The 12,599-nt window shown below is 69.1% G+C and carries 7 protein-coding genes; 6 read left to right on the forward strand and 1 reads right to left on the reverse strand.

The window, feature by feature from the left end; genetic code table 11:
• Nucleotides 1-569 precede the first annotated feature (569 nt).
• From ACZ5WG_RS00695 to ACZ5WG_RS00720, 6 genes are all read left to right on the forward strand, one after another.
• A complete protein-coding gene (locus ACZ5WG_RS00695; RefSeq protein WP_468719636.1) occupies nucleotides 570-1,343 on the forward strand; it encodes a helix-turn-helix transcriptional regulator in 774 nt (257 codons plus the stop codon).
• A gap of 1,353 nt (nucleotides 1,344-2,696) precedes the next feature.
• Nucleotides 2,697-4,748 carry a thioredoxin domain-containing protein gene (locus tag ACZ5WG_RS00700; protein ID WP_468719637.1) on the forward strand — a complete coding sequence of 684 codons (2,052 nt, stop codon included), beginning with the start codon at nucleotides 2,697-2,699 and terminating at the stop codon, nucleotides 4,746-4,748.
• Between the two features lie 237 nt (nucleotides 4,749-4,985).
• Nucleotides 4,986-6,311 (forward strand): glycosyltransferase, encoded by a 1,326-nt coding sequence (locus ACZ5WG_RS00705; RefSeq protein ID WP_468719638.1) that lies wholly within the window; start codon nucleotides 4,986-4,988, stop codon nucleotides 6,309-6,311.
• On the forward strand, nucleotides 6,308-8,029 hold the full coding sequence (locus ACZ5WG_RS00710) for an ArnT family glycosyltransferase (protein ID WP_468719639.1): 1,722 nt from the start codon (nucleotides 6,308-6,310) through the stop codon (nucleotides 8,027-8,029). The genes ACZ5WG_RS00705 and ACZ5WG_RS00710 overlap by 4 nt, the downstream gene beginning before the upstream one ends.
• Nucleotides 8,030-8,035: 6 nt before the next feature.
• Nucleotides 8,036-9,244 (forward strand): glycosyltransferase, encoded by a 1,209-nt coding sequence (locus ACZ5WG_RS00715; protein ID WP_468719641.1) that lies wholly within the window; start codon nucleotides 8,036-8,038, stop codon nucleotides 9,242-9,244.
• A gap of 38 nt (nucleotides 9,245-9,282) precedes the next feature.
• Nucleotides 9,283-11,706, forward strand: coding sequence for a galactose oxidase-like domain-containing protein (locus tag ACZ5WG_RS00720; protein ID WP_468719642.1), 2,424 nt, complete (start codon nucleotides 9,283-9,285; stop codon nucleotides 11,704-11,706).
• Between the two features lie 69 nt (nucleotides 11,707-11,775).
• Here ACZ5WG_RS00720 and trhA read toward each other — a convergent pair whose 3' ends face one another.
• Complete coding sequence (gene trhA, locus ACZ5WG_RS00725; protein ID WP_468719644.1) at nucleotides 11,776-12,453, reverse strand: PAQR family membrane homeostasis protein TrhA; 678 nt, start codon at nucleotides 12,451-12,453, stop codon at nucleotides 11,776-11,778.
• Nucleotides 12,454-12,599: the final 146 nt, after the last annotated feature.

Genomic DNA, 12,599 nt, shown 5'->3' on the forward strand with positions numbered 1-12,599 from the left:
GTAGGCCGAGAACCGCTTCCCCAGAGGTAGGAAGACCGGTCGTTCTACCTATCGACCATAACGTCTGTGCCGTCCGCGCGCCAGCGGAGCCCGAGGCCCCCGACCCTGGGGAATTACGTGACCACACGGCTGGGGAATTGCGTGACCGCCCACAGTCGCTGTCGCGCTCGGCCGGCAGTCGCAGCAGCCCCGCCCGCCGGGCCCTGCCGTCCGCCCCAGCCACCGTCCCACCCACGATCGGCAGCGCCTTCACGCCGGCGGCCGTCCCGGCGCCGTTGGCCACGCCGACGCGTTTCACCTTCTCGGCCACCAGGGCGGGCAGAGCGCACCGCTCGGCCAACCGGATAGTCGGGATAGACCCGGCATGCGCGATCAGATCGGGGTCATCGAACGCGGCAAACAGTTCCGCGGGCTTGTGAAGATTTCACTTCACAGGTGCCTTGGCGATCGAGCGTGGTGGACAGTTCCCGTCACTACGTGCCATCCTCATCTATCTAGCGTCGAAACCTTCCAGATTCAAACGCGAGAGAACGGGGGATCGCTGATATGGGTAATGGGGGACCGCTGATATGAGCAGTGTGAAGAACAGGTTGACTTGGCAGCCTGTTTCGAGCAGCGGAAATCACGAAAACTACACCAGCCAGGTAGATTATTTGGCACCTGATATGTCTGGCGGACGATTTTCCCCGCAAGCTGGACGATCCCTGTTGCAGACCGAGATAGCGCTGATAATCGAAGACGACATTCGTCGGTACAGTATCGAGGGAATGCTTCGTTCGCTCGGCATCCAGTTGGCAGTGCGATCCATCACGGATATCGAAGATCTCTCGACATTCTGCAACGGCCAGCTGGTCATTTCGGACAGCAATGCTTTGGGTTCTGTGCCCGGCGAGATCGCTGAAAAGCTGCACATCCAGAACATAGACGTACTGATCCTGGTGGATTCGGCAGACGTTGTTGAACAATCCTGGGTCGATCACGCAAACGGTTTCCTGGACTGGGCAGATCTCCGCCCCGAGACCCTGCGTGAAGCGCTCGTCGACGTGAAGGCCGGACGATTTCATGTGTCGGCGACCCTGGCGCGGAGATCCTTGACGGCGCCCGACCAAGCCGGTGATGACGCCACCTCGAAGCGCGCGTCGATGATTGCGCTGACGGCACGTGAGCACCAGGTGCTGCGCCTCATTGCCGAGGGGTTAAGCAACCGGCAAGTCGCTCGATCGCTGAGTATCTCTGAGCATGGAGTCAAACGCACCGTCGGCATCATTTTGGCCAAGCTCAACTGCCCAAATCGGACCCTTGCGGTCGTTCGGGCCATGGAGTCGGGGCTCCTCGTTATGTGAGGTATCGACCGATTGGCGAGGTTCTGCTCGTCAGTACGGCTAGTCCGGAAATGTGCTTCTTGGTGATTGGTGTGCGGATGGGCGATGTGGGCGTGACGGGGCCGCCCGGGGTCGTGGTCGAGAGCGCGACGGGCCGCGCCAGGGGGCGGACCGTCCTCCCCCGGTCACGGCCTGCCGCTGCTTGACGGGCAAGCCGCAGAGGGCCGGGGCATTCGCGAATGCCCCGGCCCTTAAATCTGCGAATTTCAGCCCTGGACTTCTCCCTCGGGTTATTTGTTCCAGATGGGAGTAAGTCTCTCGGGGTTCGGGCGTCTTGTTTCCCTTCCGCCCCGGCCGCACCTGGATTGCGGCGAATGCCTCGAACAATGCTTTCCGCTTTTGTTCGAGGCCGTATCCTCCGGCCGGCCGTTTTCGATTACGTCGCCCGGTGTTTTTCTTTCGGCCTCGGAGGCCGACTCGAACTGTGCCGTTCGCGTCGCAGCGCCTTTACCTCCTTCTCCGTCTTCGGAGCCGGTCGGCAGAACAGCCGCTACTGATCTTGGCCGTGCTCCACTGCCCTTCCGGCTGGGCCAACCTGTCGGCCCGCTGCCGCGGTTGGTTTTTCTTCGTCCAGATTCGCCAGGAGCATGGCCCCGCCCTCGATCCGTTCATCGGTCGACCGGGCCAGGAACATCGCCTCGTCGGGTCGCAGGGTCTTTAAGGTCCTCTTCCCGGCCGAAGGGCCGCGGCCCGCTGTGCGGGAGGCCGTCAAGGATTCGGTCCTGGTGTCAGTCGCGAATGCGGCGCCTCTTCTTCAGGGACTCCGCCTTGTTGACCACCGCCATGACGCCGGTCTTGATTGTCTCGCTCTCCTCGGTGAGACCCATCGGGGGTGTGGAAGCGCCGACTTGTGCCGAGATCCAGGGCGTCCGCGAATTCATCCCAGTCGCGGTCCGTGCGCTGGACTCGGTCCTGGTCGACCAAGATGACCCGTGCGCCGGGTATCCCTCGGTGGATATATCCGCGCCGCAGGTCCCGAAAGCCTCTGCTGAAAGTCGAAGCGGGGCAGCGTACGCCTCGAATTTCGGTCGAGGCGTACGCTGCCCAGCTTCGGGGCCGACAAGTCATTGTCGGTGCGGCGGTGGACGATGACCGCTCCGTGGTGAGCCGCGTTCTTGTCGTTGCGTCGGAGGAGATCCTCGGGTGGCGCCAGGCCGGCGGGCCTGCCCCACAGGGTCGAGATCGCTCGGGCCCGTCTCCTCCGCCGGGGCGGGGCATGCGTCTTCTTCGTTACGTTCCGTATGAATCTAATTACTCCCGGGTCTGGCCCTCGATTGCAGGGCCGGACGCTCCGGATCGTGCGACGATGCCGACATGAATCGACTGGCCGACTCCCAGTCGCCTTATCTGCTCCAGCACGCCTCCAATCCAGTGGACTGGTGGCCGTGGGGAGAGGCGGCGATGACAGAAGCGAAGCGGCGGGACGTACCCATCCTCTTGAGCGTGGGCTATGCGTCCTGTCACTGGTGCCATGTCATGGCGCACGAGTCGTTCGAGGACGAGCTGGCCGCCGCCTACATGAACGAGCACTTCGTCAACATCAAGGTGGACCGCGAGGAGCGGCCCGACGTCGACGCCGTCTACATGGAGGCCGTGCAGGCTGCCACCGGGCAGGGTGGGTGGCCCATGACCGTGTTCCTCACCCCCGATGCCGAGCCCTTCTACTTCGGGACCTACTTCCCGCCCGAGCCCCGGCACGGGATGCCCTCCTTCATGCAGGTGCTCGAGGGCGTGCGGACCGCATGGGTCGGGCGGCCCGAAGAGGTGGCCGAGGTCGCGCAGCGGATCGTACGGGACCTTGCCGGGCGGCAGTTGGACTACGGCAAGGCCGGCACCCCTGGCCCCGAGGAGCTGGCGCAGGCGCTGCTCGGGCTGACGCGGGAGTACGACGCCGTCCGCGGCGGATTCGGCGGGGCGCCGAAGTTCCCGCCGTCCATGGTGCTGGAGTTCCTGCTGCGCCACCACGCGCGCACCGGCGGCGAGGGGGCGCTGCAGATGGCCGCCGACACCTGTGAGGCCATGGCCCGCGGCGGGATCTACGACCAGCTCGGAGGCGGGTTCGCGCGGTACTCCGTCGACCGGGAGTGGGTCGTGCCCCACTTCGAAAAGATGCTTTACGACAATGCCCTGCTGTGCCGGGTCTACGCGCACCTCTGGCGGGCCACCGGTTCGGACCTCGCGCGGCGCGTCGCGCTCGAGACCGCCGACTTCATGGTGCGCGAGCTGCGCACCGCCGAGGGCGGCTTCGCCTCCGCGCTCGACGCGGACAGCGAGGATCCGCTGACCGGCAAGCACGCGGAGGGCGCGTACTACGCCTGGACGCCCGCCCAGCTGGCCGCGGTGCTCGGCGAGGACGACGGGGCGCTGGCCGCCGCGTACTTCGGGGTGACGGACGAGGGCACCTTCGAGCACGGCGCGTCCGTGCTCCAGCTGCCGCAGGACGGGCCCGTCGTGGACGCCCGGGCGATCGCCGGGATCAGGGAGCGGTTGCTCGCGGCCCGCGCCGAGCGGCCCGCGCCCGGGCGGGACGACAAGGTCGTCGCCGCCTGGAACGGCCTGGCGATCGCGGCGCTCGCCGAATGCGGGGCGTACTTCGACCGGCCGGACCTGGTCGAGCGGGCGACCGAGGCCGCGGACCTCCTCGTCCGGGTGCACATGGACGGCCGGGCGCGGCTGGCCCGGACCAGCAAGGACGGGCGCGTCGGCGTCAACGCCGGGGTGCTGGAGGACTACGGCGACGTCGCCGAGGGTTTCCTCGCGCTGGCATCCGTGACCGGCGAGGGGGTCTGGCTCGAGTTCGCCGGGTTCCTCGTCGACCTGGTCCTGGACCGGTTCACCGCCGAGGACGGCTCCCTCTACGACACCGCGCACGACGCCGAGCAGCTCATCCGCCGGCCCCAGGACCCGACCGACACCGCGGCCCCGTCCGGCTGGACGGCCGCGGCCGGTGCGCTCCTCTCGTACGCGGCGCACACCGGCTCGCAGGCGCACCGCACGGCGGCCGAGCGGGCGCTCGGGGTGGTGCACGCGCTGGGTCCGCGCGTTCCGCGGTTCATCGGGCACGGACTCGCCGTGGCGGAGGCGTTGCTCGACGGTCCGCGCGAGGTGGCCGTGGTCGGTCATCCGGAGGATCCGGCTCTGGCCGGGCTGCACCGGACGGCGTTGCTGGGGACGGCTCCCGGGGCTGTGGTGGCGGTCGGTCTGCCGCGGACGGCCGACGGCAGCGGGGGCGAGTTCCCCCTCCTGGCCGAGCGCACACTCGTACACGACCTTCCCACGGCGTATGTGTGTCGACATTTCGTCTGCGCGCGGCCTACGACAGACCCGGTCGAGCTTGCCGATCAGTTGGGTGCGGTTCGTGCCTGAATCTGCCGGAGTGCCGTCAACTCCGGTTACCTGTAGGCGAGTTCCGAAACGTATTTTTTATCTCTGCAGCGCCTGAGTTTCATTTTTGCTGCCTAGTCTCATGTCTTCGGGAGTAGCTGGGGAGTCGCCGGAACAGCGCACTGGGGGGTGCGCCCGAGGGGGAAGCAGGGGCAGGCGGGCCGGGGGGCCCGCCTTGATCCCCTGGGGGGTTTGCCGATCGCCGCCTGGTGTCGCGGCATGTCTGTGGGGGACGTTTTGTACACCTCTGTCATCATTTCCGTGATTTCGTTTGCGCTTTTCTGGATGGCCGCGTTCACGCTGTGGTGGCAGATGCACGCGTGGCGAACGCCCGAGACGCTCGCCTCCACCCGGTTCGACCGCCCCGACGGCGAGGGCCGGCTGGCCTTCTCGCTCCTCCTGCCGGCCCGGCACGAGCAGGCGGTCCTGCAGCACACGATCGAGCGGCTGCTCGAATCGAGCCACACCGACTACGAGATCATCGTCATCGTCGGGCACGACGACCCGGAGACCGCCGCCGTCGCCGAGGCCGCCGCTGCCGGGGCGCCCGAGCGGGTACGGGTCGTCGTCGACCACCACGAGACCAAGAACAAGCCGAAGGCCCTCAACACGGCCCTGCCGCACTGCCGGGGCGACATCGTCGGGGTCTTCGACGCCGAGGACCAGGTCCACCCCGAGCTGCTCGCCCACGTCGACCACGCCTTCCGCTCGACCGCGGCCGACGTGGTCCAGGGCGGGGTCCAGCTCATCAACTTCCACTCGAGCTGGTACAGCCTGCGCAACTGCCTGGAGTACTTCTTCTGGTTCCGCTCCCGGCTGCACCTGCACGCCGAGAAGGGGTTCATCCCGCTCGGCGGCAACACCGTCTTCGTCCGCACCGAGGTGCTCCGCGAGGCCGGCGGCTGGGACCAGAACTGCCTGGCCGAGGACTGCGACCTGGGCGTACGCCTCTCCTCGGTCGGCAAGAAGGTGGTCGTCGCCTACGACTCCGACATGGTCACCCGCGAGGAGACGCCCGGCTCGCTGATGAGCCTGCTCAAGCAGCGCACCCGCTGGAACCAGGGCTTCCTCCAGGTCTACCGGAAGAAGGACTGGCAGCAGCTGCCCGGCCGCGGCCAGCGCTGGCTGGCCCGCTACACGCTGATGACGCCGTTCATGCAGGCCGCGTCCGGGGTGATCATCCCGGTCAACTTCGCCGTCGCGGTCTTCCTCGACGTGCCGGTCGGCGTCGCGATCATCACCTTCCTGCCGATGATCACGGCGATGGTGACGTTCGTCTTCGAGATCGTCGGCCTGCACGACTTCGGCCGCCAGTACGGCCTGCGCGTCCGTTTCGTGCACTACCTCAAGCTCGTCGTCGGCGGCCCGTTCTACCAGGTGATGCTGGCGGGCGCCGCGATCCGTGCGGTCTGGCGCGAGCAGCGCGGCCGCAACGAGTGGGAGCTGACCAGCCACACCGGCGCCCACCTCGCTCCGATCAGCGCCACCGCCGGGGTCTCCACCGCCGGCGCGTCCACCGCGATCCGAGAGGACAGCCGCCAGTGACCGCCACCCTGCCCACGGCCACTGATCCCCAGCCCGGTGCCGCCACGACCGTCGCCGCCACGACCGTCGCCGAGCCCCGCGTCCCCGCCCAGCGCGGTCCGAGCAGCCCTGGCAGCCCCGGCAGCCGCGGCGGTCTCGGGGTCCGGCCGCCCGCCCCGGCCCACCCCCTCGTCCGCTTCCGTTCCTCCCGCCCCGACCTGCTGCTCTGCGGGGCCGTCCTGCTCGCGGTCGTCCTCGTCCAGGGCTGGAACATCACGAACTTCCCGACCCTGAGCGACGACGAGGGCACGTACCTCGCCCAGGCGTGGGCCGTCCAGCAGGGAGACGGCCTCGCGCACTACACGTACTGGTACGACCATCCGCCGCTGGGCTGGATACAGATAGCCGGCCTGACGTACCTGCCCTCCCTGTTCGTGCCCGACTGGATGACCGTCGCGCCGATGCGCTTCTCGATGGTCGGCGTCAGCGCCGTCAGCTCCGTGCTGATCTACGTCCTCGCGCGCCGGCTGTGGCTGCCGCGCTGGGCGGCCGGACTGGCGATGGCCCTCTTCGGCCTCTCCCCGCTCTCCGTCGTGCTCCAGCGGGAGATCTTCCTCGACAACCTCGCCGTGATGTGGATGCTGCTGGCCTTCTGCCTGGCCGCGTCCCCCAGCCGCCACCTGTGGCACCACTTCGGGTCCGGACTCGCGGCCGCCACCGCCGTCCTGACCAAGGAGACGATGCTGGTGGTGCTGCCGGCGCTGCTGGTGACCATGTGGCGCCACAGCCACCGCGACACCCGCAAGTTCGCCGTCACGGGGGCCATCACGGCCTGCGCGCTCATCGGGCTCTCGTACCCCCTGTACGCGCTGCTCAACAGCGAACTGCTGCCCGGCGCGGGACACGTCTCGCTGATCGACGGCATCACGTACCAGATGAGCCGCCCGGGCTCGGGCTTCATCCTCACCCCCGGCTCCGGTTCGAACGGCGTGTTCCGGTCCTGGCTGTACTACGACACCGTCCTGCCGCTCGGCGGGCTGGCCGGCGCGCTCCTGCTGCTCGCCACCCTCAAGTGGTCGGTCACCGCCCGCGCGCTCGCCGGCCCGGCGCTCGCCGCCGTCATCCTCGCCGCCGTCGCGATGCGGCCCTCCGGCTACCTGCCGGCGATGTACGTGATCCAGGCGCTGCCGTTCCTCGCGCTGGTCCTCGCCGGGGGCGCGGCCAGCGTCACGCACGCCGTGCTGCGCCGCCGCCGGACGCCGGGGGAGCGCCGGTCCCTGACGTACGGGCGCCGGGTGCTGATCGGCGTACTCGCCGCGGCCGCCGCGGTGTACGTCCTGCCGCGCTGGTACGACGGCAACCGGACCGCGCTCACGGCCGACGCGAACGCCCCGTACCGGCAGGCCGCCGCCTGGCTCGGCCGGGAGGTCCCCGACCCGGGGCGCACCCGGGTCCTGGTCGACGACGCGCTCTGGCTGGACGCCGTCCACCACGGGTTCGAACCCGGTCTCGGCGCCATCTGGTTCTACAAGGCCGATCTCGACCCGGCCGTCACCAAGGCGCTGCCGCGCGGCTGGCGGGACATCGACTACGTGGTCTCCTCGCCCACCGTCCGCCGGGACGCGGTGGACCTGCCCAACGTGAAGGCCGCGCTGGAGCATTCGACCGCGGTGGCCGTCTTCGGCTCCGGCGAGGACCGCATCGAGATCCGCAGGACCGACCGAGTCGACGGGAGCTGATCCGCCATGAGCGAGGACCTGTGGACCCCGCATGCCCTGAGTGATCCGGAAGTTTCCATTCCGGAGGAGGGGGAGGTGACGGCGGGCAGCGTCACCCTCATCATCCCGACCTTCAACGAGGCTGGGAACATCGGCGAGTTGCTGAGCCGGCTCGCCGACTCGCTCCCCGCCCACCTGCCCTGCGAGGTCCTGTTCGTGGACGACTCCACGGACGACACCCCGGCCGTCATCGAGAAGGCCGCCCTCGACCTGCCCTTCCCGGTCTCCGTCCTGCACCGCGAGAGCGCGGCCGGAGGCCTCGGCGGCGCCGTCGTCGAAGGGGTGAAGCGTGCGGCCTCCGACTGGATCGTCGTCATGGACGCCGACCTCCAGCACCCGCCGCACCTGGTGCCCGAGCTCGTCGGCGAGGGCGAACGCACCGGCGCCGACCTCGTGGTCGCCTCCCGCTACATCCCGGGCGGCAGCCGGGCCGGGCTCGCCGGGAGCTACCGCATCGCCGTCTCGCGCGGCGCCACCTGGCTCGCCAAAGGGCTCTTCCCGCGCGCCCTGCGCGGGATCAGCGACCCCATGAGCGGCTTCTTCGCCATGCGCCGCGCGGTCGTCACCGCGGACGCCCTCAAGCCCCTCGGCTACAAGATCCTGCTGGAACTGGCGGTGCGCTGCCGCCCCGCCAAGGTCGCCGAGGTGCCGTTCGTCTTCCAGGACCGCTACGCCGGCGAGTCCAAGTCGAGCGCCCGCGAGGGGATGCGGTTCCTGGCCCACCTGGCCGCGCTGCGCTCGGCGACCCCGCTGGCCCGGATGATCGGATTCGGGCTGATCGGGCTCTCCGGCTTCGTCCCGAACCTGTTCGTGCTGTGGCTGCTCACGCACTCCGGGATGCACTACCTGCCGGCCGAGATCGCCGCCAACCAGGCCGGGGTGCTCTGGAACTTCGTCCTCATCGAGACCCTGCTCTTCCGCGACCGGCGGCGCCACCGCCACTGGGCGGACCGCATCGGCCGCTTCGCCGTGCTGGCCAATGCCGACCTGCTGCTGCGCATCCCGCTGATCGCCCTGTTCGTCGGCAGGTTCGGCATGGCGGTGCTGTCCGCCACGGCCCTCGCCCTGGTCACGACCTTCGTCCTGCGGTTCGCGGCCACCGAGGCCCTCGTCTACCTGCCGCGCAAGACGCGTACGCGCACGCGTACGCGTGCCGCACGTACCACCAGGAGTTGAGCCGCAAGCACAGCACGAGAACAGAAGGGAACTTGTCCATGCCAGCGAACATCCGGCGGAAGGCCGGGCGGCGCGCCGCCCTGGTCGCCGTCGGGGCGATGACCGCGGGCCTGCTGCTCACCGCACCGCAGCAGGCCACGGCCGGACCGCCCAATCTGCTCACCAATTCCGGTTTCGAGACCGCCGGCGCACCCGGCGACGACATGCCCTCCTGCTGGGAGAAGTCCGGCTGGGGAGACAACGACTTCACCTACGCCACCGTCGCCGACGCGCACAGCGGCACCAAGGCCATGAAGGTCTCGCTGACCCGCCGCCTCAGCGGTGACCGCAAGGCGCTGGTCACCGAGAACGCCACCTGCGCGCCGACCGTCGTGCCGGGCAGGCAGTACGACCTGTCCGCCTGGTACAAGTCGAACACCCCGGACGTGTCGGTGACCGTGTTCCGTCACGACACCACCGCGGGCTGGCAGTACTGGACCGACCTGCAGAATCCGCCGGTCAGCGCCGGCTGGGCGCGTACGGAGGTCCGTACGCCCGCCGTCCCGCCCGGCACCGACAAGATCACGTGGGGGCTTTCGGTCTACGGGGTGGGCACGCTCACCACCGACGACTACGCGCTGGAGGAGGTCGGCGCGGCCCCGCCGCAGCCGGGGTGCACGGGCACGGCCGAGCAGTGCGCCAAGGGCAAGTGGGAGGTGATCCCGGCCAAGAACCCGGTGCGCTCGATGCACGCCGTGGTCCTGAAGAACGGGAAGGTCCTGCTGATCGCGGGCTCGGGCAACGACATCGCCCAGTTCAACGCCGGCACGTTCACCTCGGCCGTGTACGACCCCGCGAACGGCTCCTTCAAGACGATCCCGACGCCGGTGGACATGTTCTGCTCGGGGCACGTGCAGCTGTCGGACGGCCGGGTGCTCGTGATGAGCGGCAACAAGGGGTACCCGTCCGCCGACGGCAAGATCGGCTACCAGGGGCTGAAGGACAGTTACGTCTTCGACCCGGCGACCGAGGCGTACACGAAGACCAACGACATGAACGGCGGGCACTGGTACCCGTCGGCGACGATCCTCGGCAACGGTGACGTGATCTCCTTCGGCGGTCTGAAGGAGGACTCGACGGGCAATGTGACCGCGGAGAAGTTCTCGGCGGCGCAGGGCAAGTGGCTCCCGATGAACGAGGTCAACCAGACCTGGTCGTACTGGGGCCTGTACCCGTCGATGATCCTGATGCAGGACGGGCGGCTCTTCTACTCGGGCAGCCACACCTTCGGCAACGGTACGCAGGGCAGCGGCGCGTCGATCTACGACTACAACGCCAACACGATCACGGACGTGCCCGGGCTGCGCAAGAAGGACGAGCGCGACGAGTCGGCGAGCGTGCTGCTGCCGCCCGCGCAGGACCAGCGGGTCCTGACCGTCGGCGGCGGCAACAACGAGTCGAACCCGGCGGCGAACCGGCTCACCGAGCTGATCGACCTGAAGGCGGCGAGCCCCGCCTACACCGCCGGGCCGGACCTGCCGCAGGGCCTCGTCGACGTGGGCGGGGTCAAGCGGGCGCAGACCGGGGCCGAGGGCAAGATGTACGTGTCGGCGGTGCTGCTGCCGGACGGCAAGGTGCTGGAGACCGGCGGCGGGCTGCACGACCGGGCCGACCCGGTGTACGAGGCCTCGTTCTTCGACCCGGTGACCAACACCTACAAGGCCGGGCTGCCGGCCGACCCGATCCCGCGGACGTACCACTCGGGCGCCTTCCTGCTGCCCGACGGGCGGGTCATGACGGTCGGCGACAATCCGGGCAACGGCACGTACAACAACAACGTGTCGATCTACACCCCGCCGTACCTGTTCAAGGGCGCACGCCCGAAGCTCACCTCGGTGATCGACACGCAGTGGGTGTACGGGGACACGCAGCGGATCACCGTCGACCGGCCGATCGCCAAGGCGGAGCTGATCCGTCCGGCGGCGGTCACGCACTCCTCGGACCCGAACCAGCGGTTCGTGGACCTGCCGATGACGGTGGTCAACAACACCACCGTCGACCTGAACGTCACCAGCAACCCGAACCTGGCACCGCCGGGCTGGTACATGCTCTTCGGGGTCGACGCGAACGGCATCCCGTCGGTGGCGACCTGGGTGCACCTGGGCGGCCCGTCGGCGCTCGCGGCCACGGCGGAGGCCCCGTCGCCGCACGTCCACGACTTCGCGGACGCGCCGCAGGCGGCCCCGAAGCAGAACCCGGGCAAGCGGGACTCAGTGCCCGTGGCCCCGAGCGTGGCCGGCTGTGACCGGCACTACGGCACGGTCAGCCAGTGCGTCCCGACGAACTTCCCGGCGGAGGTGAAGGCGACGACGAAGGCCCGCTGCGACTGGCTGGCCTCCCACCAGTACCCCAAGCGCATGAAGGTCAACGGCAGCGACCCGCTGCGCCTGGACCCGGACGGGGACGGCTACGCCTGCACGTAGCCGGCCCCTGACCGGAAGGAGCCCCGCCGCACACCGCGACGGGGCTCCGCAGGATCCGGAAGAGACGGCCTAGTGCTGGTACGCGGCCAGCGAGATGCCGACGTAGTGGGCCACGAAGGCGGCCAGCGTCAGGGAGTGGAAGACCTCGTGGAAGCCGAAGAACCGGGGGGAGGGGTTCGGGCGCTTGATGCCGTAGATCACGCCGCCCGCGCTGTAGAGGAGCCCGCCGGCGATCACCAGGACCAGGACGGCGATGCCGCCGGTGCGCATGAAGTCGGGGAGGAAGAAGACCGCCGCCCAGCCCATCGCTATGTAGCAGGGGGTGTAGAGCCAGCGCGGGGCGCCGACCCAGAAGACACGGAAGGCGATGCCGGCCGCGGCCGCGATCCAGACCGCCCACAGGAGCGTCCGTCCGGTGGAGGGCGGGAGCAGGAGCACGGTCAGCGGGGTATAGGTCCCTGCGATGATCAGAAAAATGTTGGCGTGGTCGAGACGCCGCAGGATGGCCTCACCCCGGGGACCCCAGGTGCCGCGGTGGTACACCGCGCTGACGCCGAACAGCAGGCAGGCCGTGAGGACGTACACCCCGCACGCCACCCTGGCCCGGGTCGACTCGGTGAAGGCCATCAGTGCCAGGCCCGCGACGACGACGGCAGGGAACATCCCGGTGTGCAGCCAGCCGCGCATCAGCGGCTTGGCTTCCGGTGCGGCCGGAGCGGCGGCGGCGTCAGAAGTCATGGCCGCCATGCTACCTACGGGTCCGTAGGTTTCCGTTAGTGCGCTTTACGGAAGATTGACGGGAGTGGCGATGCTCACGTGAGAGGCCCCCTGGACATATGCGCACACGCACCGGATGATCAGATGAGTGCGGTCGGCACCGGATGAGCGGAGCG

It is taken from the genome of Streptomyces sp. NPDC032745 (genome assembly GCF_055579465.1).

Bases quoted from the DNA above. Each gene is read 5' to 3' on its own strand.
- ACZ5WG_RS00705 (WP_468719638.1), top strand. From the start codon at position 4,986: ATGTCTGTGGGGGACGTTTTGTACACCTCTGTCATCATTTCCGTGATT.
- trhA (WP_468719644.1), bottom strand. From the start codon at position 12,453: ATGGCGGCCATGACTTCTGACGCCGCCGCCGCTCCGGCCGCACCGGAA.
- ACZ5WG_RS00700 (WP_468719637.1), top strand. From the start codon at position 2,697: ATGAATCGACTGGCCGACTCCCAGTCGCCTTATCTGCTCCAGCACGCC.
- ACZ5WG_RS00720 (WP_468719642.1), top strand. From the start codon at position 9,283: ATGCCAGCGAACATCCGGCGGAAGGCCGGGCGGCGCGCCGCCCTGGTC.
- ACZ5WG_RS00695 (WP_468719636.1), top strand. From the start codon at position 570: ATGAGCAGTGTGAAGAACAGGTTGACTTGGCAGCCTGTTTCGAGCAGC.
- ACZ5WG_RS00715 (WP_468719641.1), top strand. From the start codon at position 8,036: ATGAGCGAGGACCTGTGGACCCCGCATGCCCTGAGTGATCCGGAAGTT.